Origin of the sequence: Pseudomonas sp. Ant30-3, assembly GCF_000690905.1 — a bacterium.
In the GTDB taxonomy this organism is placed as follows: domain Bacteria; phylum Pseudomonadota; class Gammaproteobacteria; order Pseudomonadales; family Pseudomonadaceae; genus Aquipseudomonas.
In genome coordinates, this window is sequence record NZ_JMCL01000010.1 from 103,430 (window position 1) to 129,496 (window position 26,067).

Annotated in this window: 28 protein-coding genes and 1 pseudogene; 12 read left to right on the forward strand and 17 right to left on the reverse strand. The window is 57.2% G+C overall.

Annotated features, from left to right (window positions below):
- Positions 1-91 precede the first annotated feature (91 nt).
- The 3 genes from DU29_RS0102545 (at position 92) to DU29_RS0102555 (ending at position 2,659) form a co-directional block, all read left to right on the forward strand.
- Positions 92-721, forward strand: coding sequence for a glutathione S-transferase family protein (locus tag DU29_RS0102545; protein WP_028620290.1), 630 nt, complete (start codon positions 92-94; stop codon positions 719-721).
- A gap of 106 nt (positions 722-827) precedes the next feature.
- A complete protein-coding gene (locus tag DU29_RS0102550) occupies positions 828-1,748 on the forward strand; it encodes a LysR substrate-binding domain-containing protein (protein ID WP_028620291.1) in 921 nt (306 codons plus the stop codon).
- The gene (locus DU29_RS0102555; RefSeq protein WP_028620292.1) at positions 1,748-2,659 is read left to right on the forward strand and encodes a LysR family transcriptional regulator; all 912 of its coding nucleotides are present in this window, start codon (positions 1,748-1,750) and stop codon (positions 2,657-2,659) included. Before DU29_RS0102550 ends, DU29_RS0102555 begins: the two co-directional genes overlap by 1 nt.
- Before the next feature lie 37 nt (positions 2,660-2,696).
- Here DU29_RS0102555 and DU29_RS0102560 read toward each other — a convergent pair whose 3' ends face one another.
- Positions 2,697-3,473, reverse strand: a complete 777-nt coding sequence (locus DU29_RS0102560) for an alpha/beta fold hydrolase (RefSeq protein WP_028620293.1) — start codon at positions 3,471-3,473, stop codon at positions 2,697-2,699.
- Between the two features lie 261 nt (positions 3,474-3,734).
- On the opposite strand from DU29_RS0102560, the gene DU29_RS0102565 reads away from it, so the two are divergent.
- Together DU29_RS0102565 and DU29_RS0102570 are read left to right on the forward strand one after the other, a co-directional pair.
- On the forward strand, positions 3,735-4,370 hold the full coding sequence (locus DU29_RS0102565) for a DJ-1/PfpI family protein (protein WP_028620294.1): 636 nt from the start codon (positions 3,735-3,737) through the stop codon (positions 4,368-4,370).
- Positions 4,371-4,378: 8 nt separating this feature from the next.
- Entirely contained in the window at positions 4,379-6,451 is a 2,073-nt protein-coding gene (locus DU29_RS0102570; protein ID WP_028620295.1) for a pyridoxamine 5'-phosphate oxidase family protein, read from the forward strand.
- A gap of 74 nt (positions 6,452-6,525) precedes the next feature.
- Here the strand turns inward: DU29_RS0102570 and DU29_RS0102575 are convergent, their stop codons facing one another.
- The 5 genes from DU29_RS0102575 to DU29_RS0102595 form a co-directional block, all read right to left on the reverse strand.
- Entirely contained in the window at positions 6,526-7,188 is a 663-nt protein-coding gene (locus DU29_RS0102575; RefSeq protein ID WP_028620296.1) for a carbonic anhydrase, read from the reverse strand.
- 39 nt (positions 7,189-7,227) lie between these two features.
- Positions 7,228-7,476: a DUF2790 domain-containing protein gene (locus tag DU29_RS0102580; RefSeq protein WP_028620297.1), complete on the reverse strand. Its 249-nt coding sequence runs from the start codon at positions 7,474-7,476 to the stop codon at positions 7,228-7,230.
- A 102-nt stretch (positions 7,477-7,578) separates the two neighbouring features.
- Positions 7,579-8,046: a cyanase gene (gene cynS / locus DU29_RS0102585; RefSeq protein ID WP_028620298.1), complete on the reverse strand. Its 468-nt coding sequence runs from the start codon at positions 8,044-8,046 to the stop codon at positions 7,579-7,581.
- Between the two features lie 286 nt (positions 8,047-8,332).
- Complete coding sequence (locus tag DU29_RS0102590) at positions 8,333-8,962, reverse strand: LysE family translocator (protein WP_028620299.1); 630 nt, start codon at positions 8,960-8,962, stop codon at positions 8,333-8,335.
- A gap of 176 nt (positions 8,963-9,138) precedes the next feature.
- The gene (locus DU29_RS0102595) at positions 9,139-10,062 is read right to left on the reverse strand and encodes a LysR family transcriptional regulator (protein WP_028620300.1); all 924 of its coding nucleotides are present in this window, start codon (positions 10,060-10,062) and stop codon (positions 9,139-9,141) included.
- A 117-nt stretch (positions 10,063-10,179) separates the two neighbouring features.
- Between DU29_RS0102595 and DU29_RS0102600 the strand changes: the two genes are divergently transcribed.
- Positions 10,180-11,049: an SDR family oxidoreductase gene (locus DU29_RS0102600; RefSeq protein ID WP_028620301.1), complete on the forward strand. Its 870-nt coding sequence runs from the start codon at positions 10,180-10,182 to the stop codon at positions 11,047-11,049.
- A 53-nt stretch (positions 11,050-11,102) separates the two neighbouring features.
- Here the strand turns inward: DU29_RS0102600 and DU29_RS01000000129395 are convergent, their stop codons facing one another.
- From DU29_RS01000000129395 to DU29_RS0102610, 3 genes and pseudogenes are all read right to left on the reverse strand, one after another.
- On the reverse strand, positions 11,103-11,621 hold the full coding sequence (locus DU29_RS01000000129395; RefSeq protein ID WP_050483057.1) for a LysR substrate-binding domain-containing protein: 519 nt from the start codon (positions 11,619-11,621) through the stop codon (positions 11,103-11,105).
- Positions 11,593-11,985: pseudogene (locus tag DU29_RS1000000131080) on the reverse strand (carbohydrate porin); the annotation flags it as partial. The gene DU29_RS01000000129395 and the pseudogene DU29_RS1000000131080, both read right to left, overlap by 29 nt.
- A gap of 370 nt (positions 11,986-12,355) precedes the next feature.
- A complete protein-coding gene (locus tag DU29_RS0102610) occupies positions 12,356-13,447 on the reverse strand; it encodes an NADH:flavin oxidoreductase/NADH oxidase (RefSeq protein ID WP_028620302.1) in 1,092 nt (363 codons plus the stop codon).
- 48 nt (positions 13,448-13,495) lie between these two features.
- Between DU29_RS0102610 and DU29_RS1000000131085 the strand changes: the two genes are divergently transcribed.
- Positions 13,496-13,831: an ArsR/SmtB family transcription factor gene (locus tag DU29_RS1000000131085; RefSeq protein WP_442961276.1), complete on the forward strand. Its 336-nt coding sequence runs from the start codon at positions 13,496-13,498 to the stop codon at positions 13,829-13,831.
- A 77-nt stretch (positions 13,832-13,908) separates the two neighbouring features.
- On the opposite strand, the gene DU29_RS01000000129400 is transcribed toward DU29_RS1000000131085, so the two are convergent.
- Both DU29_RS01000000129400 and DU29_RS0102620 read right to left on the reverse strand, forming a co-directional pair.
- Complete coding sequence (locus DU29_RS01000000129400; RefSeq protein WP_050483058.1) at positions 13,909-14,316, reverse strand: MerR family transcriptional regulator; 408 nt, start codon at positions 14,314-14,316, stop codon at positions 13,909-13,911.
- Positions 14,317-14,362: 46 nt separating this feature from the next.
- Positions 14,363-14,800, reverse strand: a complete 438-nt coding sequence (locus tag DU29_RS0102620) for a carboxymuconolactone decarboxylase family protein (protein ID WP_050483060.1) — start codon at positions 14,798-14,800, stop codon at positions 14,363-14,365.
- Positions 14,801-15,090: 290 nt separating this feature from the next.
- Here DU29_RS0102620 and DU29_RS01000000129405 point away from each other — a divergent pair, with 290 nt between their 5' ends.
- Together DU29_RS01000000129405 and DU29_RS01000000129410 are read left to right on the forward strand one after the other, a co-directional pair.
- A complete protein-coding gene (locus tag DU29_RS01000000129405; protein ID WP_081832421.1) occupies positions 15,091-16,602 on the forward strand; it encodes a diguanylate cyclase in 1,512 nt (503 codons plus the stop codon).
- A 5-nt stretch (positions 16,603-16,607) separates the two neighbouring features.
- A complete protein-coding gene (locus tag DU29_RS01000000129410) occupies positions 16,608-17,102 on the forward strand; it encodes a YMGG-like glycine zipper-containing protein (protein ID WP_081832422.1) in 495 nt (164 codons plus the stop codon).
- A gap of 1,101 nt (positions 17,103-18,203) precedes the next feature.
- Here DU29_RS01000000129410 and DU29_RS0102635 read toward each other — a convergent pair.
- The 3 genes from DU29_RS0102635 to DU29_RS0102645 form a co-directional block, all read right to left on the reverse strand.
- Positions 18,204-18,959, reverse strand: a complete 756-nt coding sequence (locus DU29_RS0102635; RefSeq protein ID WP_028620304.1) for a carboxymuconolactone decarboxylase family protein — start codon at positions 18,957-18,959, stop codon at positions 18,204-18,206.
- 179 nt (positions 18,960-19,138) lie between these two features.
- Positions 19,139-19,627: a cyclophilin-like fold protein gene (locus DU29_RS0102640; RefSeq protein WP_236645565.1), complete on the reverse strand. Its 489-nt coding sequence runs from the start codon at positions 19,625-19,627 to the stop codon at positions 19,139-19,141.
- Positions 19,628-19,857: 230 nt separating this feature from the next.
- Entirely contained in the window at positions 19,858-20,886 is a 1,029-nt protein-coding gene (locus DU29_RS0102645; RefSeq protein ID WP_028620306.1) for an alpha/beta hydrolase, read from the reverse strand.
- 179 nt (positions 20,887-21,065) lie between these two features.
- On the opposite strand from DU29_RS0102645, the gene DU29_RS01000000129415 reads away from it, so the two are divergent.
- Complete coding sequence (locus DU29_RS01000000129415; RefSeq protein WP_050483059.1) at positions 21,066-21,995, forward strand: LysR family transcriptional regulator; 930 nt, start codon at positions 21,066-21,068, stop codon at positions 21,993-21,995.
- Positions 21,996-22,007: 12 nt separating this feature from the next.
- Here DU29_RS01000000129415 and DU29_RS0102655 read toward each other — a convergent pair whose 3' ends face one another.
- Positions 22,008-22,964, reverse strand: coding sequence for a threonine dehydratase (locus DU29_RS0102655; RefSeq protein ID WP_028620307.1), 957 nt, complete (start codon positions 22,962-22,964; stop codon positions 22,008-22,010).
- Between the two features lie 97 nt (positions 22,965-23,061).
- Here DU29_RS0102655 and DU29_RS0102660 point away from each other — a divergent pair, with 97 nt between their 5' ends.
- Entirely contained in the window at positions 23,062-23,895 is an 834-nt protein-coding gene (locus DU29_RS0102660; protein ID WP_028620308.1) for a helix-turn-helix transcriptional regulator, read from the forward strand.
- Here DU29_RS0102660 and DU29_RS0102665 read toward each other — a convergent pair.
- Both DU29_RS0102665 and DU29_RS0102670 read right to left on the reverse strand, forming a co-directional pair.
- On the reverse strand, positions 23,879-24,382 hold the full coding sequence (locus tag DU29_RS0102665; RefSeq protein ID WP_028620309.1) for a GNAT family N-acetyltransferase: 504 nt from the start codon (positions 24,380-24,382) through the stop codon (positions 23,879-23,881). The genes DU29_RS0102660 and DU29_RS0102665 overlap by 17 nt on opposite strands.
- Positions 24,383-24,483: 101 nt before the next feature.
- Complete coding sequence (locus DU29_RS0102670) at positions 24,484-25,074, reverse strand: YniB family protein (protein ID WP_028620310.1); 591 nt, start codon at positions 25,072-25,074, stop codon at positions 24,484-24,486.
- 489 nt (positions 25,075-25,563) lie between these two features.
- On the opposite strand from DU29_RS0102670, the gene DU29_RS0102675 reads away from it, so the two are divergent.
- The gene (locus DU29_RS0102675; protein ID WP_028620311.1) at positions 25,564-25,923 is read left to right on the forward strand and encodes a DUF6124 family protein; all 360 of its coding nucleotides are present in this window, start codon (positions 25,564-25,566) and stop codon (positions 25,921-25,923) included.
- Positions 25,924-26,067: the final 144 nt, after the last annotated feature.

Below are 26,067 nucleotides of genomic sequence, written 5' to 3' on the forward strand. Positions count from 1 at the left end.
AATTGTGGTAATTCCGCTGTTTGGGAGACAGGGGCAAGATCACTCCATCGACGCGATCACCGGGTCGAATCCATAACAACCGGAGCAGGTCATGTCCCAGCAACCTATCAAACTTTATCGTCACCCATTGTCAGGCCACGCCCATCGCGTCGAGTTGATGCTGTCGCTGCTCGGGCAGCCAACCGAGTTGGTATTCGTGGACCTGGCGAAAGGCGCGCACAAGACTCCCGAGTTCCTGGCGTTGAACAGTTTCGGCCAGGTACCGGTGCTGGATGATAACGGCACCGTGCTGGCTGACTCGAACGCGATTCTGGTCTACCTGGCCGCTAAATACGGCAACGGCGAGTGGCTGCCCAGCGACCCTGTTGCGCAAGCCAAGGTACAACGCTGGTTGTCGATCGCGGCCGGTCAGATCAACTCAGGCCCGGCGACAGCTCGACTGATTACGGTGTTCGGTGCCGGTTACAACGCTGAAGAGGCGATCAGCAAGTCCCACAGTCTGCTCGCCGTCATGGAGCAAGAGTTGGGCAGCAGCAAATTCCTGGCGGGCGATAAGCCGACCGTCGCTGATGTCGCGGCTTATACCTACATATCCCACGCCCCGGAAGGCAATGTTGCGCTGACTGACTATCCTAACGTCCGTGCCTGGTTGAGCAGTATCGAGGCACTGCCAAATTTTGTTGGCATGCAGCGTACTGCCACGGGTTTGCAGCAAGTCTGATCGAACGGTCGGAGCTTCCCGGGAAATACCCCGGGCAAGCTCCGGTGATCGTCTGCTCGCTCTGGCGTGCAGATCTTGCTGTCCCTATGTCACGGCAGAGTCGCCTATGGATCGCTTTCAAGAAATGCAGATTTTCATGACGGTCGCCGAAGAAGAGGGCTTCGCGGCCGCTGCCCGCCGTTTGAATATATCCCCGCCCAGCGTGACTCGCGCCATTGCTGCCATGGAGGAGCGAATCGGCACCCAACTGTTATCACGCACCACACGCAGCCTGCACTTGACCGAGGCCGGGCAACGCTATCTGGACGATTGCCGGCGAATACTCGGCGAACTCAATGAAGCGGAAGAGGCCGCTGCCGGCAGTTACTCTATTCCCTGTGGCCACCTGACGGTGACGGCGCCGGTGCTCTTTGGCGAGTTGTACATTGCCCCATTGCTGGCTGAATACCTGGACCAGTTTCCTTCCGTTAATCTCAACGCGTTACTGGTTGACCGCGTGACGAGCATGGTGGATGAAGGGATCGATGTGGCAATCCGTATCGGCCATTTACACGAGAATAATCAGCACGGCATCAAGGTGGGCGAGGTGCGCCAGGTGATTTGCGGCGCCCCCGATTACTTCGAACGATTCGGTCGGCCACGCCACCCCGGCGAACTCAGCTCGGCCAAAATCGTTATGTCTTCGGCGAGCCATTTGTTAAGCGACTGGCAATTTGAACATGACGGCAATCCATTGAGTTTTCGTTTCGATCCACGGTTGGTCGTGACCGCTAACCAGGCTGCGATCAATATTGCCTGCCTGGGTTGGGGCGTAACGCGTGTGTTGTCCTACCAGGTGGCCAGTCAGGTTGCGGCCGGTGAATTGGAAGTGGTGCTGCAGGATTTTGAACCACCCGCGTTGCCCATTCAGGTCGTTTATCTGAAGAGCAACCGCGTGCCCGCGAAGGTTCGCACCTTTGTCGATTTCCTCACGGACCGCCTGGGCGGTGACAAAGCGCTCAGACCGACCATGAAAAGTACCTTCTGATGGACCGCTTCCATGAAATGCTCATGTTCGAAGCGCTGTCGGAGCGGCCAAGTCTGGCGGCAGCGGCGCGTCGCCTGAATGTCTCCGGCCCGACGGTTGTTCGCGCGATTGCCCGGCTGGAGGCGCGTCTCGGTGTGGCTCTGTTACAACGCAGCACCCGTGGCGTGTCGTTGACGGAGTCGGGGGCGGCATTCATGGCTGACTGCTCGCGCATCCTCAAAGGAATCGAAGACGCCGAAGCCTCTGCCAAAGGCCTTCACGTACAGGCCCAAGGCAATCTGACGGTGTTGCTGCCACTGCTTTTCAGCCGCTATGTCATGACATCGTTGCTAGCCAATTACATGGAGGTGTATCCCGACGTCAAAGTGTTCGCTCATTACCATGACCGTTTCCCGAACATGAACGAGGAAGGTCTGGACGTGGCCGTGCTGGTGGGGCATCTGCCCAGTTCATCGTTGATCGCCAGGCCTGTGGGCTACGTGCGTTCGATCGTTTGTGCCAGCCCTGCCTATCTTGACGCCTGCGGTGTGCCCGCCGAGCCGGACGACCTTAAACGTCATCGGTTGATTGGCATCCAGGCTTATCGGGAGAAGATTCACTGGGATTTTTCCAGCCACGGTATTCAGACCACCCTCAAAGCCCGATCACGCGTCAGTTGCACCACGGCGCAAGCGGCCATCGATGCGGCGGTGCATGGTGGGGGCCTCACGCGTTGCTTGAGTTATCCAGCCTACGATTACCTCAAAAGCGATCGATTGCGCCGGGTCCTGCAACCTTTTGAACTGCCAGCGCTGCCCGTGCATGTCGTCTACCGCGAAAGACGAAGGGCCTCGATGAGGGTGCGCAGCTTTGTCGACTACATGGTCGAGGGCCTGCGCGAACATCCGGCACTGCTGCCGGATGCTCTTTGATTGATCAGCGACCCTGACCTGCGGTCGCTGAAACACTTCATTGGGCGGTCGCTGCCTTCTCGATCAGGCTGGCAACCACTTTTGGGTTGGACACCATCACAACGTGCGACGCGCCTTTGACCACAACGGTCTGCTTAGCATGTGCCCGCTCAGCCATGAAGGCCTGCGCTTGTGCCGGGATGTTTTTATCTGCGTCGCCGTAAACAAACCAGGAAGGAATGGTTTTCCAGGCCGGCTCGGTCGAAGCCTCATTGAGCGCAGCGACTGTCACGGGACGTTGGGTGGCAGCCATCAATCTGGCGTCCGCGTCAGGAACATCAGCGGCGAACTGCTCATGAAATTTTTCCTGCTGGATATACAGGTCCTTGCCGCCGTCAGCCAGGTCTACGGGCGCGGAGAGAGTCGGGCCCAAAGTGCCGCCGGGGAAACGCCCCGATAATTCTGCAGTGGATTCACCTGCTTCCGGTGCAATGGCGGCGACGTACACCAGCGCTTTGACGTTGGCGTTGCCGTATGCCGCTTCGGTGATGACGGGCCCGCCATAGGAATGGCCAACCAGCACGACCGACGTTTTGATGCTGGCGAGCACGTCGGCCACCGACTGCGCGTCACCCTTGAGTGAGCGAAGCGGGTTAGCGGCTGCGATCACTGGATAGCCATCTTTTTCCAGAATTTTGACGACGCCATTCCAACTGCTGGAATCGGCGAAAGCCCCGTGAACCAGAACGACAGTCGGTTTGACCGGTGCAGCCAGCGCAGCGGTGGCACTGACCATTGCGGCAGCCAGGGCCAGACCTGCAAAAATCTTCTTCATCGGATGTTCCTGTTTAAGCGTGGGAGGGCAGTGAAGCGACAGGGATAGTTGAACCTGTCGCTGTGTTTCCCATGTGTCCGGGTATCCAGTGCTCTGCATGGAAACGTGTCTGATCCCACCTTTGCTACAGGCAGATACACGCCATCATTTCAGCGGGCGAAACAGTGGATTGCATTTTGTGGCCGTTCTCATCAAAGCGAATAAAGCAGAGCATGCGTTCAAGCACTTTGTTCAGGGCATCACTGCGGAGATAACCACCCGATGAAACGAGTCCTCATGCTGCTCGCCAATGGCGTCGAACCGATGGAGATGGCCGCGTTCACCGACGTGCTCGGCTGGGCCGATCTGCTCGGTGATTGCCCTGTCGAACTGGTGAACGCCGGCCTTCGCAGAAAGATCGTCACCACCTTTGGTTTATCGGTCAATCCGGGTTGTCTGTTGCGCGATCTGGATATCAGCAGCTTCGACGCGCTGGCGCTGCCGGGTGGTTTCGAACCGTCGGGATTTTATGAAGAGGCGCTCAGCGAGCCGTTTCTGCAGACGATTCGCTACTTTGTCAGCGCTGGCAAACCCGTCGCCAGCGTGTGCGTATCGTCGGTGTGCCTCGGCGTCGCGGGTGTGCTGCGAGGCAGAAATGCCACGACTTATCACCAGGAAGGCGGCAAGCGCCGGAATCAGCTGGTGGAAACGGGCGCTGTGTTCGTCGATCGACCTGTCGTGGTCGATGGCAACATCATTACGTCCAGCGGACCCGGCACCGCCACTGAAGTCGCTTTTGTGCTGCTGGAAAAACTCACCGGTGCGCAGAACGCGACGTACATCCGCAAGAAAATGCGCTTTGCTACACCCGATCGTCATTGGTTCGAGACGCCACAGGTTCCAACGCAACCTATGTAGAGGTGATCATGAATAAAACGGATGAGCCAGGGGCTTCGCCCTGGCATGCGGGTGAGCGGCAGTTGCAGGAAAGCGTCGGCGTGGCGCAGCAGATGGAGCACTTCGGGCGAAAGGTGGTACGTGACTACATGCCGGATCAACATCGCTCGTTTTACAGCCAGCTGCCTTATCTGATACTGGGTGCCGTCGATGACAAAGGCATGCCGTGGGCGACGCTGATCGAGGGCCCGCCCGGGTTCGTCGATTCTCCCGACCCACGCACTTTGCACCTGCAGCGCCTCCCTGCAGACGGCGACCCGGTCAGAACTGCCCTGGCGAAGGGCGCCGCAGTCGGGCTGCTCGGTATCGACCTGAAGACCCGACGGCGCAATCGTATGAACGGCAACATCAGCACCGCCTCATCTGGCGGTTTTGCCGTTTCTGTGGTGCACGCTTTTGGCAATTGTCCGCAGTACATTCAGTTGCGAAGCGTAGAACCGGTCAGCGTCGGACGTTCCTCAGCCGACGTTGCGGCGCAATGCCTGACCGAACTGGACGAGGCGGCGAAAGAGCTGATTCGCAAGGCCGATACTTTTTTTCTCGCCAGCTACGTCGACCTGGACGGCGACCCATCGAAGCGCTCGGTAGACGTTTCGCACCGCGGTGGCAATCCGGGTTTCGTCAGAGTCCAAAGCAACGTGCTAACGATTCCCGATTTCGCCGGCAATCTGCATTTCAATACATTGGGCAACCTGTTGCTCAATCCCAGGGCCGGTTTGCTCTTTGTCGATTTCTCCACAGGTGATGTGCTTCAAGTGGCCGGCCGCACCGAGCTTGTGCTTGAGGGGCCTGAAATCGCTGCGTTCCAGGGCGCCGAGCGACTCTGGACCTTGACGGTGGAACAGGTCGTCAGAAGGCGGAGTGTGCTGGCGTTGCGCTGGGCATTCGAAGGTTTTTCGCCGAACAGTGTGATGACCGGCAGCTGGGAGAAAGCAGAAGGCCGCTTACAGGCCGATGCGCTGCGCGATCAATGGCGGCAGCTGCGCGTCACCCGCATCGTCGAAGAAAGCAGCACCATCCGCTCTTTTTATCTGGAGCCGGTCGATGGCGCGGGGATGCCGCGTTTCGAGGCAGGCCAGCATTTACCCGTACGGTTTGGCCTGGTCGAAGGGCAGGCGCCCCTTGTCAGGACTTACAGTGTGTCGAGTGCACCTTCGGACGATTTTTTCCGGATCAGCGTCAAGCGTGACGGCCTGGTTTCGTCGCACTTGCACAACCGGATTCAGGTGGGCGATCTCATCGAAGCCCGTGCCCCTCAAGGACGATTCACCGTGCAGGCCGATGAGCATCGGCCGTTGGTTCTGCTGGCCGCTGGCGTTGGGGTCACGCCGCTGCTGTCGATGCTGCGCGAAGTCATCTACGAAGGAGAGCGCACTCGGAGAACACGGCCGACCTGGTTCATCCAGAGCGCACGGAGCCTGGCGGACCTGGCATTCAGGGACGAACTGTTTGAACTGGCGACCCGTGCGAAAGACAAGATTCGCGCGTTAAGACTTCTCAGTCAGCCCGAGCAGAACGCTCGCGAGGGCGAAGACTTCGAGTTGGCTGGACGTGTGGATGTCGCTCTGCTCAAAGAGCTGCTGCCATTGGACGATTATGATTTTTACCTGTGTGGCCCGGGCGCGTTCACCCAGGCTTTATACGATGGCCTGCGTCAGCTGCGCATTGGCGACGATCGCATTCACGCCGAGACGTTCGGCCCTTCGACCCTGGTGCGGTTGCGCGACCAGTTGACCCCGGCCGTCGAGCAAGTTCCGGCAGCCAGTAGCCCGGTCAAAGTGCTGTTCTCGACGTCTGCGAAAGAGGCGCGCTGGGAGCCGGGAAGCGGCAGCTTGCTGGAGTTGGCTGAAAGCAGGGGTTTGAATCCGGACTTCAGTTGCCGCGGCGGGTCGTGTGGAACCTGTCGTACGAAACTGGTCAGCGGGCAGGTGCACTATTTGAACTTACCCGCAGAAATGCCGGCGCAGGGAGAAGTCTTGATTTGTTGTGCAGTCCCGGCGCAAAGCAAGGAGGGCGATGCCCCCCTGGTGCTGGATTTGTAACACGTGTCTCTATCGCTCATCCCGCATTCGCGGGGTGAGTGCTTGAGCAAACCTCCTTTCTCGTCTGGATGCTTTCAGGCAGCAACTTCTTCCAGACGGGCATGCACTGCGCAGGTCCCGGGGTGCTGTGCCAATGATTTGAAGCTGCGATGGTCGGCGTCGAGTGCGTCGACTGAACCGGTTTCGATGTCGTACACCCAGCCATGCAAATTCAGCAGGCCTTTTTCCTGAGCCAGGCGTACGCTTGGATGGGTCTGGATGTTGGCCAATTGGGCGATGACATTTTCCCGAACCATCGAGCTGACCTTCGCCGCGTCATTGGCATGGGCGCGGGATTCATTGATGACTTTTGCCGACTCGGCGTGTTGCAACCAACCGGCAACAGCAGGCAGGTGAGCCATGCACGTGCACTTGGCCACGGCGGTCATTGCACCGCAATCGGAATGGCCGCAGATGACAATATCCGTGACCCCCAGCACCGCCACGGCGTATTCGACCGTTGCCGACACGCCGCCGGGATGGGGGCTGTAGGACGGCACGATGTTGCCGGCGTTACGGATCACGAACAGCTCGCCTGGCTCTTGTTGCGTCAATAATTCCGGGACTACGCGGCTATCGGAACAGGTGATGAACAATGTGCCTGGATGCTGCGTGGTGGCCAGATGTTTAAACAGGTCAGTGCGTTGTGGAAAGGCTTCTTTCTGAAACTTGAGTAAACCTTCGATCAGCGATTTCATGGTGTGTGCCTCTGTCTGAGAGTTGAATTCAACGTGCAATCAATTGCTGCAGCCGCGACCGATGACGCTGTATTCAAGGACCCGGGTGTCGCCGTGGGAATCCTTGTAGGTCATCTGCACGGGCACCGGGCCGCAGACGTCTGCTGCCGGGGTTATGTCGATGACTTTGGCGATGTCCAGGTGCATGCCATACACATAGGGCGTGGCTTGCGGGGCGGCCGAAGCTTCTTGTGCATAGGCCGACAGCGAAGCGGTCAGGGACAGGGCGAGTAACAGAATTTTTTTCATGACGAATCCTCCAGGCAAATTGGGTGAACAGGTGAAGTCGATAAAGTGGGTTGAAGCAGGCCCGCTGAAGTGGCGGGCCGAATGACAGTTGCGGTCGCAATCCTAGAAAGGACGCAGTGGCAGGAACTTGCCGTCCAGCGTGATCACGGCGCGGTGACCACCTTCTGGATCCTCGACTTTTTTCATGTCGAGCTTGAAATTGATTGCGCTGATGATGCCGTCGCCGAACTGCTCGTGAATCAGGGCTTTCAACGTGGTGCCATAGATCTGGATCATTTCGTGGAAGCGGTAGATGGTCGGGTCGGTAGGAACACCCGACAAGCTCCCACGCAGGGGAATGATCTGCAGACGGGCGACCGAATCGGCGTCCAGATCCAGTTTTTCGCCGATCACTTTGGCGGCATTTTCCGGGAGTGGGTGCTGGCCAAGCAGGGCAGCGGTCACGTAAGCAAGACTAAGACCGGTGCCTTGAGCCACGTCTTCGAATGAAAGATTTTTGCGGGCTTTGGCGTCGAGAATTTTGGCGGTCAATGCGAGGCTGGTGTCGTTGTAAGCGTGGGACTGCTGCATGGTGTTGCTCCTTTCGGATGCTTGGGGTAACGGGGTTGGGAAACGCTTGTTGCTTGGTGTGGACCCATGTTCTGCCGCTTGCTCGATAGCGTCCAAGACCGATATGCAATGCTTCGCATAAGCCCTTCCTATAGATCGGGGCAGTGGCTGAATAGCGGGGCGCAGGCAAAAAGAAGCCCGCGCTTGGCGGGCTTGGTGGCGACGGGAGCAGTTGTCAGCGGGAGGGTGATGCAGTCGGTGGCCTGTGATGCTTATCAGTTAGTCGACAGCAACGTTTCGCTGCGTGTCAGGCTTGCTGGACGAACGCCAATCGCACCGCAAATCCAATCAGAAGTGTGCCGAACAACCAGTGTTGTACTCGTTGCGCGGTGATGCTTCGCTCCAGCCAGCGACCCACCCAGGCACTGGCGGTTGCGTAGACGCTATCGAACGCGAGCCCTGTGATCACAAGAATCAACCCGAGCACAGCAAACTGCTCCGAAACCGACGATCGGGTTGGATCAATGAATTGAGGAAGTAGCACGGAGCAAAAGAGCAGCGCCTTCGGGTTCAGCAAATTGGTGAGCAGCCCGCGTCGGAACGCCGCTCCCAGGGTGTGTGTTGGGGGGCTGTTCTCGGCAATGGCGGGAGCGCTCACTCCGCTCGTTTTGAACATCTGCAGCCCGATCCAGAGCAGATAGGCCGCTCCCGCATATTTCACGATATCAAACGTCCAGGGCAGAACCTTGAACAGCGTGGCCAATCCCATCGCAGCCAATGCCACATGGCAGGCTCGCGCCAGCGCAAGACCCAATGCTGTCGCGAGCGCTGCGGTTCTGCCTTGTTTCGCACCGGTTTGAAGCAGCAGGATCATGTCTGGGCCGGGCATCAAGAGAACCATTGAGATAGCCAGAAGGTACAGCGCTGTGTCTTCCATATTCGCGGTGCTCGACAGGAGATGAGGAAGACAATTCTAGAGCCGAGGGGCGGGGCAGGTGGTTGCGTATTAAACTCTTGAGGGCCGTCTTATTGGCTGATCCTGCTCTTTATCAGGCTTGATTAGGACGTGTATGCCAACCGAGCATTGCACGCATCAGCCCGGGTGTCACAACCTCAACGGGCCGCGTTGAAACGATCACCCAGTGTTTCCCGGAAATGCTCCAGCAGAAACTCTATGAACACGCGGGTTTTAGCCGGCAGTACCTTGCGCGCAGAGTAGTACAAGGACACTGAACCCAGATCAACGTACCAATCCGGCAGCAGCCGAATCAGTTCACCGCGCTGTAATCCGGACCACGCTCGCTCCAAGGGTACCAACGCCACGCCCAGCCCCATCAGCGCGCACGCGTTCAAGGCTTCCGGGTCGTTCATGATGGCTGTGGGTTTGAGGCTCAGATCAAAGGTATCGCCACCGGCATTGCGCAATGTCCAGGTGCGTAATCTGTTGGTGTCGGTGGAGCGCGTGACGATGCCGTCCTGGCCCTGAAGATCCGCTGGCACAAGCGGCAGCGGCTTGCCCTTTAGCCAATCCGGGGCCGCTACAGCGACCAGGTGAAGTTTGGCCAACTCTCGCGCAACGACGCCCGGGCTCAATTCCATACCGCCGCCAATCGCAACGTCGAACCCTTCCCCGATCAAATCCACGCGTCGGATTTCAAGGTGCCAGTCCGGCACCACCGCAGGGTAACGTTGCTTGAAAACCTTGAGCAGGGGCAACACGTAATCGTAGGCGAACGAAGGCGCCATGTTGACCCGCAGTCGCCCGGCCGGCACATCCCGCGCGTCGCCCAGTTGCGTCATGGCGCCCTGGATGGTTTCGACACTGCTCGCCACTTGTTCATACAGCGCCTCACCGGCCTCGGTGAGGGAAAGGCTGCGCGTGCTGCGCTGGAACAATCGGGTGCCTAACCTGGTTTCCAGACGCGCGATGTTTTTACTCACGGCTGCGGCGGAAATACCCATCCGTCGAGCGGCTTCGGAAAAACTGCGGGCTTCAGCGGCTCGCACAAATGATTCCAGGTTGCCCAGATTGTCCACGCGGGTCTCCAACTTTTGGTTGAAGCTGATTCTACCTATTCGTGACTAATTGGATGCGGCCGTTGAGCCCATAGTGGCGTCGATTGAATTTCATTGATCAGACCAGGGCAGAATCTCATGGGCAAAATGTTGATCACCGGCGCGTCCGGCCAGTTGGGCAGTGCGGTTGTACGATCGCTTGTGGCGAAAGTACCTGCGGCGGACGTAGTGGGGATGGTGCGAGATAAGAGCAAAGCGCAGGCGCTGGTGGATGTGGGCGTAGAAGTGCGCGAAGGCGATTACCTCAACGTCCAGTCCCTGGTCAGTGCCTTTGCCGGGGTGGAAAAAATCTACCTGGTGTCGGCCGTCGCTTTCAGCGATCGTGTGACGCAGCACAAAAACGTTTTTGAGGCCGCGCGTCTGGCCGGTGTCCGGCATGTGATCTACACCAGCATCCAGCGGATCAGCGATGACTTTTGCCCCATTGATGGGGTGACGGCCAGCGACCTCGAAACCGAGGCGCTGTTGAAATCATCCGGGCTGGATTACACCATCGTCCGCCATCCGCTGTATGCCGACGGGCTCTCGCTGTTTATCGGCGACACTGCAGCGCAGGAGGGCTTCAGCGCCCCTGCCGGTCAGGGGCGGGTGCCGCTGACGAACGTCGAGGAACTCGCGGAAGGCGGCGCTGTGCTGCTCAGCCAGTCGGGTCACGAAGGCCGCGTTTATCTGCTGAACAGTGGGCAAGCCTGGTCATTTGTCGACATCGCCGCCGCACTCTCGCGAATCACCGGAAAAGCCATCGGCTATCAGCCGATTTCGAACGAAGCCTTCGTTGCCGCCCGGGAAGCTGAAGGCTGGCCTGCGCATGTCGCAAGTTTCATTGGCGGCTGGTTCAACGCCATCGAGAAAGGTGCATTCGATCAAACCAGCCGTACCTTGGAGGAGCTCATAGGCCGCAAGCCCAAAGACCTTGAAGCCATCCTCCGGGACGCGTTCAAGCTCTGAGGGGTGACTGCAGGTCGACCAAGGAAGGTCGCTGCCGCCGAAACAACCCGCGCTTAATTCGCAACCGTCTCGCGGACAACGTCGATGAACGCCCGAAGTCCTGCCGGCGTATGACGGTTGGCCGGATAGTAAAGGCGCAGGCCCGGATACGCAGGTGTCCAATCCTCCAGCACGCGGATCAGACTGCCTGAGGCAATATGCGCAGCAGCGGCGAAATCGTTGGTCCAGGCCAGTCCGGCGCCTTGCAGCGCGGCCTCCAGCATCAGGTGATGGCTGTCGAGCGTCAGCGATCCACTGACATCGACCGATTGTTGCTCACCACGCTTCTCGAATTCCCACTTGTAGATCGCACCGCTGGGGAAGCGCACACGGATGCAATTGTGCGCGAGAAGATCGGCCGGCACTTTTGGTTTTTTGCAGCCCGCAAAGTACTGGGGAGAGCCGACCACCGCGAACCTCAGTGGAGGGGTGATCGCAATGGCGATCATGTCCTGCGGCACGCTTTCCGCCAACCGTATGCCCGCATCGAATCCGCCAGCAACGATGTCCACCACGGCCAGATACTTCTTCATCGTTGCCGATGCGTTTTACGTCCGAACTGTCGTAGTAATAGCCAACTTTATATTCGCCGGGCAAGTCACCCGCGTGCTTGTAAACCAGTTCGATGGGTACCACGGTTCCGGTCGTGTGCTTGGGGCCTAAGTGCCAGGCGCGACTGGAATTGCCGTTGCTCTCAGGGTCGACATTAAATGCAGCCACGCGCAGCTGCCACGAAGACGAGAGGTCGTACTTCACCCGCACGCCCAAGTGGGCGTTGGGATAGTTGGTCCAGCCACTTCCGCCGGACATGTTCACCGGATGTCCGCAGAAACCCGCGTTCATGAAGTTGCAGAGGATGCCACTGTCCAGGCCACCCAGGTCGTTGCCCATGGCCAAGCTGCGCCAGGGGAGCCGCTTTGCGTAGGGATGTCGGCTGGGCCTCGGCGCCCGCTTATAGAATTAGATTAGCCGCCGTACAGACGTGACCAGGACGAGGCAAATACGCCCAGTTGTTCTCAGGGGCTCATATGCCCGGGGTGGGTTGGTCGGTTCGCCGGCATGGCTGATAGCGGTCAGGCCAAGATCGTTGGATCACTGCCAACTGAGTCATCAGAGATGAAAAAATTCAATCTCTTGAAGTCATTGCGAAGCCGCACAGGCCTGCGAACTACACCACGTTGATGGTGAAACTGTCCGCAGAACCTGCCAGCAGCAATCTTTGAATAGGTAAAAAGTGCCGCCAAAAACGCGGCAACTTTCGGGTCGCTTATCTGTATCGCTCAAGCCAATGAGCGTAGGGCGCAGGGAGCGTCCAGGATGCGTTTTCCACGCCCAGTTCTTTGGCTGCAAAATACGGCCAGTGCGGATCAGCCAGGTGGGCTCGTCCAACAGACACCAGATCAAGCTGACCCAATTCAATTGAAGATTGCGCAAGTTGTGGCGTTCCAAAACCCCAAGCAGATGTTACTGGCAGCCCAGTTTCACGGCGGACGCGCTCAGCGATTGGGCCCAAGAAAGCGGGGCCCCAAGGAATATTGGTTTCCGGGATAGTGAACCCGACACTGACGCTCAAAAGATCCAGGCCACCGCTTTTGAAGCCCCTCGCCAATTCGATCGACTCGGTTAGCGTTTGCTCATCGCGCCCGTCATATTCGATGACACCAAAACGAGCAGTGAGTGGCAAATTTTCTGGCCATACTTCGCGAACAGCTGCCAAGGTCTCCAGCAGGAACCGGCTGCGGTTCTCGAAGCTTCCGCCGTATGCATCGGTACGCTGGTTGGAATGCTCGGAGAAAAAACTTTGACCCAGATACCCGTGCGCAAAGTGCAGCTCGATCCATTCAAACCCCGCTTCGCGGGCCCGGCGCGCAGCGTCAACAAAGTCCTGACGAACCCGTGCAATGTCGTCCAGGGTCATTTCTTCGGGAACCTTCGGCAGATTGGCGCCGAATGCGATTGGGGAGGGGCCGATGGTCTTCCACCCGTTGGGGTTGCCGTCAGCGATGTGATCATCACCTTCCCAAGGACGGTTAGCGCTGGCCTTTCGACCCGCGTGAGCAATCTGAATACCAGGCACGGAGCCAGCAGCCTTGATCGCTTTGACTACGGGCACAAAAGCCTGCGCGTGGGCATCGCTCCAGATACCGGCGCATCCAGGTGTGATGCGTCCCTCAGGAGAGACAGCTGTTGCCTCAACTACAACCAGGCCGGCGCCGCCTCGTGCCATACCTGCCAAGTGCACAAGGTGCCAGTCATTGACCATGCCGTCATCAGCCATGTACTGACACATTGGCGGAATAGCGATCCGGTTTTTTAAGGTGACGTCCTTCAGAGTGAATGGTTCGAATAGTGCTGACATCGGGAGGTTCCTCGTGGTTTGATTCGCTTGTTCGATAGTATTCGAAATATGGCGCACATTGAAACCCTTCGTTATCATCAGCACATGCGCGCCTTCAAACATCCTCTCCCAGCTGAATTCGTCCTCGAGCGTTTGCTTTACGCACTGAGCGATCCCGTACGGATGGAAATTGTTCGTTATCTCAGCGGCGTGCCTGAAGCGTCGTGCGGTGAGCTTGACGGCGGCCGACCCAAGTCCAGTGTGTCCCATCATTTCCGCGTATTGCGCGATGCCGGGCTTGTTCAGACGAGGAACGTTGGAACAACGCACATGAACTCGCTTCGGTCGGAGGAGCTTAACCTTCGCTTCCCGGGACTACTGGACTGCATACTTTCCCAAGTGTGAGCAGCTGATCGGCAGCTTGAAGCGCGTTTTTGCGTACGGGCTCATAGCACGGCGAGCAGACATTCGAGTTGTGTGCGCTATATATCCGTCCTCATAAGTCGACATTTGCTAATCGTCTCTTCAGCTTCAAGCCCATAGTAATGGGCGATCTTTCCTTGCAGTGCGGCAACGGCATTTTGCATAGCAATAATTTCGGCCTGCACATGCAGTAGATGGCTCTCTAGCATCTGGCGGCGGTCGATCACCGTCGAGTCCCCATCGCTGCGCAGCTTGGCGAACGCTTGCATTTTGCCGATGGTCATGTGGGTGGTGCGTAGGCGCAGCAGAAATTCCAGCCATGCCATATCAGTTGGCGCATAAAGCCGTTGCCCACCTGCCGCACGGGCGACGGGAGCCAACAGGCCGATGCGTTCGTAGTAACGCAGTGTATAGGCCGTCAGGCCGGTGCGTGTGGCGACTTGGTTGATCGTTAGCTGGGCTTCCATAAGCACAATCCTGATCCAAATGGGGGCGGCGACGCGGGCCCCTCATTCACTGGGGCGGTGCGGAACCCATTGTGATGCCGCGTTTGCTGAACACTTCCCTCGCGGCACTGATCCCGTTTAACGCGCTCGGGAACCCAGCATATACCGCCATCTGGATGATAATTTCAACGATCTCCTCAGGTTTGCATCCCACGTTCAACGCGCCCTCAATATGAACCTTTAGTTGAGGTTGCGCGTTCCCTAATGCGGTGAGGGCGGAGATGGTTGCCAGCTCGCGTGGGCACAACGCAACACCAGGCCTGGAAAATACATCACCGTAGGCGAAATCAACAATCCACTCACCCAGCTCCGGCGAAATGTCGCTAAGTGACTCGACCACAGAGTTGCCGGTAGCGCCGGTGATCCGTTCCAGGGTCACTATCCCTTTCTCTCGGCGGCTATCCGACTCCGCTGCCGAGGCGCCAATGCCGAATGCTGAAATCATGAGGCCAGTCGCAACGCCCAGTTTATTTGATGCCATGACAATCTCCTTGTTAAGCCGCGCCAAATTTCGGGTCGTTTTGGCGGCACAGCAAGGAGGCTATTGGTTAGAGTGCGCTCTAAGTCAAGCGCGCGATGTTTGAGTTACACAGCGTTCGCTGCGCGCATCCGGGACTCCTGTAGATCCAACGCGGACAATCGCCAAAGAAAGCAATACTCACTCGATGTCTTGAGCCCAACCATTCGGTATGAAAATTGCTCAAATAAGCACACCGCCAATCTGACGACGCATATATGACACTATTTTTTCCGATCTCAGCGAGGCTGACTCCTAAAGCGTTGTCCCTTTCGCTAATAGGTTTCATTCTTCTAGTTTGTGTTTCGTTGATCCTCGCCACCGCTTGGCAGATGGTGCAGTCGTCTGATGAGCGAGTGGACGCCGCCAAAATAGCCGTTTCGAACATTGTCCTTGCGGCTGAACAGCAGGCCCGTGACACGATGTTGCAAGCCGACAATACCTTACGAGATCTTGCTGAACGGGTAGCGCATGACGGGATCGGCCCCGATCAACAGAAGCGGTTGGCTAAGCTGATGGCCCGACAGGTGAATAATATCGAAGGCATTCAGGGGCTTTTCATCTTTGATGCTCAGGGCAATTGGATGGCCAATTCGTTTTCTGAAGGCATGCAGGCCAAAAACAATAGCGACAGAGCGTACTTTATTTACCATCGTGAGCACGACGACCAGTCCATCTATGTTGGCTCCATAGTTGAAAGTCGAACGACGGGGGACATGGTGATCCCTATCAGCCGACGTATTGATACCGTTGATGGAGCCTTTGCAGGTGTCGCGCTGGCCACGGTACCTGTTTCATACTTTCAAAGTTTTTTTAAACGCATGGACGTCGACGACGAAGGAGTAATTTTTTTAGCGCTTGATAACGGCGAGTTACTTGCAAGACGTCCGACAATTGGCGCATTGATGACCACCAATATTTCCAAAGGAGATATCTTCAGTCGGTACTTACCCCATAGTGACAGCGGCACTGCAATTATCAGATCCATCATAGATGGTGTTGAACGGATCTACGCCTATCGCCGCCTATCGGGATTGCCCATCGTCGCAGCAGCAGGCGTATCGTACGAGCATGTATTTGCCCCATGGTGGTCATATGTTTATCAATCGGTGGCGCTGGTAGGCTCTATCATATTGGCATTAGCATTCTTGGGCGGCTGGCTATACCGACAAATTCAACAGCTGCTTGTTGCGGAAGGTGACCTCGAAGTTGCTAGAAACGAGCTAGAGGTAATAGCTTTGACAGATGGTCTTACCTCATTGGCCAATAGGCGAAGTTTCGATGGCGCTATACAAAAAGAATGGAGGAGGGCTGCGAGAAATCAGGCGAGCATTTCCCTAATCCTTTTGGATATAGATTTGTTCAAGCAATACAATGATCACTACGGGCATCTAAACGGTGATGACTGCCTTGTCCAGGTGGCTAACCTGATCGCAGCCAATGTCAGCCGAGCATGTGATGTTGCTGCTCGTTTCGGAGGGGAGGAGTTTGTTGTTTTGCTCCCGGACACGGAACTCGCTGGTGCTGTCATGGTTGCTGAAAAAATCAGAATATCATTGGCACATGCACGAATTGAACACGCCGCAAGCCCGTTTGGCATAGTCACTATTAGCTCCGGCGTGGTCTCAACTTGCAATACGGGAAACGAACATTACAAGGATTTTCTGATCAGCGCTGACCGTCTGCTTTATGGCGCTAAGTCTAAAGGAAGGAACCGGGTAGAAAGTTAAACGCTGTGGCCCTTTTCCAGTCGCGTTTTCCTTCTGGGGAAAATTTCGTCCCTCAAGATTCAGTGGGTGGAGGTCTCGGTGGCGCCCTGGGAAACGTTGTTGGTCAGGCTGTCGGGGGTAACGCTGGCGCGGCGATCGGAGCCGGTGTCGGCGGCGCGGCTGGGGGTGCATTGACGGCCCAAAGCGGCAAGAAGACCGAAACAGCCATTGGCGCGGGGCTCGGGGCAGTTGGTGGTCAGGTCATCGGCAACAGCGTTAGTGGTTCGACAGGTGGCCTTATCGGCGCAGGATTGGGTGGCGCGGCAGGCGGTGCGGTCGGCAACAATTTAGCCAACGATAAAGACCATCGCTCCGACTACAGGCCTAAAAATATGAAGTCTTTTCGATTTCGATCACTCGCAAAGTTAATTGTTCGCGGTTGGCCGATAGCTGCCTATTACCGAAGGGGCGGCAATCGGCCCGATGCGTACGATCAAGTTCCGCCCGTTGGCGGATACTGAGCTTCGCGTCATATCGTGTAGCGCTTCGCCGGTTACTCGTTATGGTGCCAGTGTAGGATTACGCGGAGCATCGCATAGCAAAAGTCAGCCCGTTCTGCAGGAGAAGCGGTATTGGACGCTTACGCTGTCACAGAAAAACAGACATACCATTTAACATAATATACATTCCACGTAACAGGATATTGCAGGATCAGCCCGGTGGCAGGTGCATTTCACGGTGGTGATTCCCATTGATTCTCGCTTGCCTCCAAACGTTAAATCTGCAGCCACTATCCGGCTGGTCACACGCTGGCCGCTTTCCATGTGGTTTTCATCGCGATCATCCACTCGCTGGATATCCTTGCAGCTTGATTCAACCAGCGCCACCCACGCCTCAGCATCTATTGCCAAATGAATGCATCCTGCGATCCGCGCTCTCTTTGATAACCAGCCACGTTGGTCAAAGTCAGCGCAGCACTCTCATCAGATCGGATCAAAAAATTCGCGCAGTTGGACTCGTATGGGTACCGGCTGTTCGTGAACACACTTCGATATTTTCAAAGCATCCATCTAGGCTGTCCAGTGCCCGGCTGCGTCTGATTTTTTTAGAGACGGCATGGAACAACGTTGGCAAATCATGCCAAGCAACACGTTGGCTGTGGTCAGTTTCCCTGAGTCTTGAAGCCGTTTGCGATTCACATGCAGCAACTCGGCTGCTTTCGGGAACTGTGCGCGCCTTCGAGCAGCCAGCCCGGGAATTATCCATTGATGTCTTTCCCTTTTTGTTAGGGTCTAATTCTTACCTTGCGCGATATCGCCCCGTTTTGGGAATATCCTTCAAGACGCGCTACCCTGATAATATATTCCATAAGGTTATAACTACACTAAATGTCTCTTTAGTCTAGTTATATGAAGATGCGAGCATCAGATCGTTAAATCTACCTCGCGAACCTTGGGAAAAGCTTCATCAGAAAACCTGAAGTCGAAATAGATTCAAGCATCGTAACCGGGAGAAAAACAGGCGGTGTCGAAGTACCCGACTGTCGGAAAAGAAAGTTCAGCCCCCCTCCTCCACACTGTGCCAATACCTGATTGATCCGGTACTGCCATGGCCGCCAGCCGCTAATTTTTTTCCAATGCCACCAAGATACGTCTGGCGCCATCCGGCTCGCCAGCTGCCTTCAATTCGCTAGCCACCTGACGCAGCTGCTCCATTGTCAGACCTACATTCGTGCTGATCTTCAGATGCGACTCCAGCTGTGATTCCAACCCCGGCATCGCGGCGATGGCCCCTACTGTGGCCAGTTCACGGTCGACCCATTCAAGGTTGTCGCGGGCGAATATGTCGCCAAACAGGTGGCTCTTTAGAAACTGATCAATGGCCGGCGCGAATTCAAACAGCGGCCCTGACACCGGCGAGCCCAACAGCCGGGTTTGATTGTCGGTGCCAAGATCGAGCAAAGCGTGGCCCGATGGAACAGGGCCTGGCTCGCGCCCCGGCGCATCGTGAATGCCCCGTGCTGCGCGCTCTTGCAGGACTTTCATGAGCAGCGTCAGGGCATTAAGGCTGCGCGGGAACCCGGCGTAAGCATAGAGTTGCACCAGGATCTCCTTGCTTTCGCTAATGGTCAGCCCGGCATCCAGGCCGCGATTGAGCGCGTCGTGCAGACGAGGCATATCGCCGACCGCCATGCTGGCGCCGATAGGCGCGATGACCAGTTGCCTGGAGGTTAAAGTCCGCTCACTCACTGTTTTTTTCTCCGGTTCATGGAGGCTACTGGCACTGGAGATCGGCGCCCAGGCAAAACCGGCCAGGATTACCAAGCCCAGCGCCCCCAGCCGAGCATGGCTGCGCTTAGTTGTTTGAGTATTGTTCATTGCTCACTTTCTCCATCCAACTGACGTTATTGCCGTTATTCGTGCCGGTGATAGCCATATGCGGTGCGGCCAGGGTTGAAGCGGAGCGAGAGTGGGTCATGGAAGACCCTGTATCAAAGTTCAAGTGCAGGGCTGACGCGCAGCGCTTGAGTCATTCGGGTCGCTCTGGCTTTGCTTCCCTAGTCAACGGAAAACGTCACCCGAACATCGTCGCGACCCAGGGCCTTGGCCAGGTCTGCCGGGTTGTCGACGCGGCCGATACGGGAGTAGGAGTAAGACGAGGTAAAGGTTTTATAAAAGACCACCAAGGTGTCGGCACCGTACAAGAGTAAATCGCCGGTGTGGATGGTGCCTGGCCGGTAGGCTTGGGTGGGTAACGGAGGCTGCAAGGTGGCGAACTTTTCGTTCTTGTGCAGCTCGGTCATGTTCACGCTGAGCGGCAATCGAGCGACAAGCTCCCAAGTGGTCGGAGTATCTTCAAGAGCAATGGCGAAGCGCTGTTCGCCGACGGTCATCCACATCGAGGTGTTCTCCATACCTGTTGACGGGCCTGCAATATCCTTCGCAGCGGCGAGAGGTGAAGCCGAAAAAGCCAATGGCATTAATGCCGCCAGCCAGAGGCCCTTCCAGCCCTGGACATGATCGGCGCCGAAAACGTGCGTGTGCATAGCCCTGCTCCGTCTAGTGAATCGGTCACCGGGTGTGCGGCACCGGCGAACGAGAGGTCTGAAAAGTCATCAGGGCGGCTAGCATCAGCAGCCCTGCGCTAGCGATGAAAGCGCTCTGACTAACGAAGTACGCGTGCTGTTTCACCGGCGCAAGTGGCGCCCAACCGGGTGTTAGCGCAAGTGCTATTCATGACTGAATTAATAACCCTCGCAGCGGTGGTGGCCACTGGTCACTTCAAGTTGCTCTGGAAGAATCGGGTCAGTTTGGCGAAAGGAATCAGCTCTACCCGGTCATACAGATCAACATGGCCGGCGTTGGGCACAATCACCAACTCTTTGGGTTCGCCCGCCAAGCGGAACGCCTCTTCGCTGAACTCGCGGGAGTGGGCGTTTTCACCGGCGATGAACATCATCGAGCGAGGCGAAATACTTTCGATGTCCACGAATGGGTAAAAATTCATGAACTTGGTGTTGCTACTCAGCGTCGGGCGTGTGGTCTGTTGCGGCGTGAAGTTTGTCGGGGTGAATTCGCCACGCGGGGTGCGGTAGAAGTCAAAGAACTCGCGCTGAATCGGGTGAGTGTCGGCATTGAGTTCTTGCACGGTGCCACCGGTGTATTCGACCTTGCCGCCGGTGAATTCCACATAACGCTGCTCGGCCGCCGCTGCGATGATCTGTTTGCGCTGTTCAAGGGTCTGTGAATGCTTGAGACCGTTGCGGCTGGCGGCGCCCATGTCGTACATGCTGACCGTTGCAATGGCTTTCATGCGCGGGTCGATCTTGGCCGCGCTGATCACAAAGCTGCCGCTGCCACAGATACCCAGCACGCCGATGCGCTGGCGGTCGATGAATGGCCGCGTGCCGAGGTAATCCACGGCGGCACTGAAGTCCTCGGCGTACATGTCCGGCAGCACTGCATTGCGTGGCATGCCTTCGCTCTCGCCCCAGAACGACAAATCCAGCGCCAGGGTAACGAAGCCCTGTTCCGCGAGTTTTTGCGCATACAGGTTGGAGCTTTGCTCCTTGACCGCGCCCATGGGGTGGCCAACGATAATGGCCGGGCTGCGGGTGGCATCGGCCAGACCTTTGGGGATGAACAGATTGCCCACCACCGTGAGCTGGTACTGATTTTTGAAGCTGACCTTTTGCACGGTCACCTTGTCGCTTTTGAAGAAATTATCGGCACCGTTGGACATATCGGCTCCTGACGCGGTGATTGAACTCAGCAGAAAACCGAGCATGACGAGAAGTCTTTTCATGGGTTGTCCTTTTCAGCGGAAGCTAACGGCGACGCAGGCAGTTAGCGCGAGGCTCGGCCCTTTCCACGCAGTGGGATCGGGATGCCAGCTATTGTTGCTGAACCGAGAGATTTTGATTAGCTAATGAATGCTTAATGCGGTTATAAACAGGGCTAATCAATTGCCGGAGTGCCATCGCTGTGGCCAAACACAATTTCAACGATCTGCTGGCCTTTGTGACCGTGGCGCGCGTAGGCAGCTTCACCCGCGCGGCGGTTCAACTTGAGGTGACCCAATCAGCAGTGAGTCAGGTGGTTTCAGCCCTGGAAGCGCGTCTGAAAATTCGCTTGCTCACCCGCACCACCCGCAGCGTTTCTTTGACTGCGGCGGGTGAGCGGCTGCTGTCTGCGGTGGGCCATCGCTTTGATGAAATCGAAGCGGAAGTGGAAGCCTTGACCGAGTTGCGCGACAAGCCGGCCGGCACGGTGCGAATTACCTGCGGTGACAACATCATCAAGGCCACGCTGCTCCCCAAGCTGACGCCACTGCTGCAGAAGTACCCGGATATCAAGCTGGAATTCGACATCAACTATGGCTTTCGCGATATCGTCGCCGACCGCTTCGACGCCGGCGTGCGCTTCAGTGACACGGTGGCCCAGGACATGATTGCCGTGCCCATTGGCCCGGCCATACGAATGGCCGTCGTGGCAGCACCGAGCTACTTTGCCCGGCACCCCGCCCCTGAACACCCTCGGGATCTGGCAGCCCATCGCTGCATCGACATACGGTTCCCCACCTATGACGGCACGGACGCGTGGGAATTCGAACGCCAGGGCAAGAAGCTGAAGGTGCGGGTCGCGGGCCAATTGGTATTCAACACCACCACTCATATCGCCGATGCAGCGGCCAGCGGGCTGGGCATCGCTTACCTGCCGGAGGACGAGTTTGCCCCGCTACTGGCTCAAGGGCGGCTGGTTCGGGTGCTGGAAGACTGGTGTGAGCCGTTCAGCGGTTTTCACCTGTACTACCCCAGCCGCCGGCAACCCTCCCAGGCATTTTCGCTGGTGGTTGAAGCGTTACGGGTGGATCGTCTGCCACCCGATGTCAGCCTGAGCGCCACGGATGCGTGACGATCACAACACCTACTGAATCACCCTCGCGAACACCGCTCTGTCCACATTCCCGCCGGACAAAATCACCGCCACTCGTTTGCCTTTGGCGGTATCCGGTTCCTGCATCAGCGCTGCGAGTGCCGCGGCACCGGCGCCTTCGACAAGATTATGCGTGTCGGTGTAATACACGCGCATGGCTTCGGCGATCTGGCTGTCGCTGACCGAAACGATTCGCGCCGCGCCGCGGCTGTAAATAGCCAACGCTTCCGGGATGGGCCTGCGCACCGCGAGCCCGTCTGCAAAAGTATTCGCCGAAGCGGTTTCGCAAATCTCGCCTGACTCGAATGACAGTTTCGCCGCCGCTGCCGCCTCGGAAACAACGCCCACTACTTCAGTTTTCAAGCCCAATACATCGCGGACTGCGATCACTGCGCAAATCCCCGAGCCACAGCCGATCGGCACGTACACGGTGTCCAGATCCGGCGCTGCTTCAAACAGCTCCAGCGCATAGGTCGCCACGCCCTTGACCAGCTCAGTGTGGAACGGGGGCACCAGGAACAGGCCATGCACTTGCGCCAGTCGTGCTGCCTCTTCGCGGGCATCATCAAAATCGTGGCCACATTCAACCACCTCGCCGCCGAAACCGCGCATTGCGTTGTTCTTTTCGATCGAATTGCCTTTGGGCACCACGATCAGCGCCTGCAAAGCCAACGCAGTTGCCGCCAACGCGAGGCTCTGGCCATGGTTGCCGCGAGTCGCGGTCACGATGCCTTTTACCTCTGGGTGCGTCCGTTTAAGCCAATGCATGAAGGTGATGCCGCCGCGAACCTTGAACGCGCCCGTTGGGGTGTGGTTCTCGTGCTTGACCCACACCGTGCAACCCATTCGCTGGGTTAACAACGGCCAGGCGTATTGGGCCGTTGCCGGCATGACCTGGTAAACCTGCCGAGCCGCTCGTTCGATTTCGTCACGCGTCAGACTGTACATTTGGGCACCTCCCGAAGATTTTGCTCAGTCTAGTCAGACGTGCCTGGCGCTGGCTTTCAAAAAACTGACCTGACTTTTGCGCGCCCTCTTCATTACTATGCTGAATATGAGCCGTCATAATCGCCTGCAGCCATCGCCCGCCCCGGAACCGGTTCGCCGTGTCGAGGCGGGGCCGTGGCTGATCGAATTGTTGCCCGGCTCCGCCTACGCGGCTCGCTACGTCGCGACTCATTCCGCGATCGGATTCGCTTTCGACAGTCAGCAAGGCTTGCATGCAATTGGCAGCGACCGCGTGTTGCCTTTTGTTTGTGCGCCCAACAGCCTGGCGTTTGTTCCTGCCGGTTGTGACGTGCTGTCCGAGTCGCCTGTTGGCGGTGAGTACCTGCGAGTTGTTCACCCCAAAGGCATGGAGCGGATGGCGGATCGCGTATTCAACAATCGTATCGATCCACAGGCCATTGCCCTCGCGCTGCACATGCGCCGCGCCCTGTTAAGGCCTTCTTTCGATGACGATTGGCAAGCCTGGGCAGTCGCCCTGACTGAACGGGCGCAGGATTTCGCGGTGCTATCGGGGCCACCCCAAGGCTCGATCAACAGCGGCCGCATGCGTTTGCTTGACGAGTTTATCGACGCCGGCCTCGAAGGTCCGCTGAGCGTACGAGCGATGGCCCAGATGCTCGGGTTGTCCGAAGGTTTTTTCATGCGGGCGTTCAAGCAGGCGACGGGCAAAAGCCCACACAGCTACCTGATTGATCGACGCCTGGCCAGGGCCCGCGCCTGTTTACGCAATTCGACCGCCAGCCTGTCGGAGATCGCCCTGGCCTGCGGCTTCAGTTCCCAGGCGCACCTGGCGACTGCCTTCAAACAGCGAATGGGTGTCAGTCCCACGCTATTACGCGCGTGTTTTGGACGCGCTAAATCGACAGAATAAAGCGGCACTCGGCTTCTACATCTTCGCCACCCGGCGAATGTGCATGCGGCAAAAATCCGCATCGTTCGACGACTTTTCTGGAACCGACATTTTCTTTGAAGATGTAGGCGGCCAGTTGCTTGAGTTTCCAGCGTTCCCTTGCTTGTTCGATCAAATGCCTCAGCGCCAGGGTTGCCAGGCCTTGCCCGCAGAATTGCTGGTCAATTCGATAACCGACTTCGGCAGAACTCAATGTCGAGTCGATGCTTTTCAGATTGGCACGGCCGACAATTTTTCGATTGGCATCTTCGATCACCAAGGGATGCCAGGCGCCCATTTCGAAGTCAGCTAAATAGTCTTCAATATGCTTGGCGACGCCACTCAAGGAATAGAACGCAGGATCGCGCGCATCGATGTGAGATTCAAACCAGTCTCGGTTGCGAACTTCAAATGCCAGCAGCGCTTCAGTATCGGTTCTTGTCAGCTCGCGAATGTTGAATGGTTGCATTAACCCGGCCTCCTTTGCTCAGGTCGAAAGCGGGCACTTTGATTGGCCGTATTGAGCACAATGCAAACCGCCCGACGTTCGAAGTAATTTATAGCGGCGTGTCAAAGCATACCGGTCAACTTGGCGAGCACAGCGACAACATAGCCACCAATAATCGAAAGGCCGAGTATGCCCCATGGACGAGTCCACCACTCCCCGTCCGGATTGGGTGGCATTGGCTGCTGGAAAACATTGAGTTGATCGACTCTGCCAACTGCAACCTGACTGGCCCCGGCTGCACCACCCGCCGTCATGGAGTGGTGCCATTGCATTTCCTCGACACGTTCAATTTGCCGCTGAATACGCGTGCCGAGTCGCCGGCCGGCCAACATCAATTGTTTGCCTACGATCATGACGCCGATCAAGCCCAGGAAAAGTAGGTTGCCGTCAGTGAACGGGTCTGCCTGGTTCAGGGTCGGTACGTTGCGCCAGACGAACCCTATATAAGGTTCGGTGATTTGGTAGATGGCATAGATCAGGTTCTGGATTGTTACGCCAATTTGCGCAAGAAAAACAGAATGGCTCATGATTTCCGCATTGCGATAGAGCGCCATTAGCAAACTGACAAAGTAAAAAAGTGCGCCACCGAATATCAATATGCCGCCGACGCCCCGCTGAATACGGGAGCGCCTTACCGCCTGCTGTATGTTCATCCTTGTTCCTTTTCCTTGTTAATGCCTTGGGGAGTGAAGCAGATGCTGTGCGTTTCCGGATAGAGACTTCGCGGAGAAACACCGGCAAGGAGACTATCAGAGCAAATTAAACGTGTCCGCTGACGTTGCTCAACAGCACGAAAAGCGCCTGTTGAAACACGCCCCGGTTTACTTCCTGAAAGCTACACAACCTTGCGCCGTTGCCTACGCATACGCCAGAATCCGCCGGCTTGTGCGTCCGGAGGTCGCCCGGTAACTTGATTCGCGTCACTGCCCATCAGTGATCGGGTTTAGTCGCCCGGCTAAGGTAAAGCGGTCGTACAAGTATCGTCAGTCAGGTATTCGCCTGCACTTTCTGGTAGCTGTGCGCATGGCGTCCTCGGACGCGCCGGTTTTGCTTCTCCTTTCCGGTCGACTAACTTGCGCACAGCTGCCACCCTTTCGTTTAGTCGCGAGACGGTTGCGGCCCTTATTCAAAGGGAAGCATTCATGTTCAAAGTCACACCCAACCCACCGGACACCGATCCGGTCTCCCCGTACGAATCGGATTCAAACAAACTCAACCAGGCTGCCGAACGAGCGCTTGACTTCCACTTCGCGTCGATCGCCGACATCAAAGCCACACCGCGCAATCCAAGCACTTTGTTCATGGTCGATCCAGCGGCGACCACCGAAACCCTTGTGGTGTATCTGGTCGAAACACTGGCATCGGTCGACGTCATGGTGCATGACCTGGTGGATCAATTGGACGGCGGTTCACGCCACGCGTTGCTAGGCATTTCCAACAGCATCATGCTCGCCGAAATCACCGCGAACCGGGTGCTGGATCAGATCGATCCGCCGGCGTAGTCGCCCTGCCCGCGCAGGACCTGCAAATGGAGAAGCCTTGTGGCGAGGGGACTTGTCCCCGTTGGCCTGCGCAGCTGGCCCCTGCGGTCGATGAGCAACCAAAAGGGGGCCGCTGCGCGACCCAACGGGGACAAGTCCCCTCGC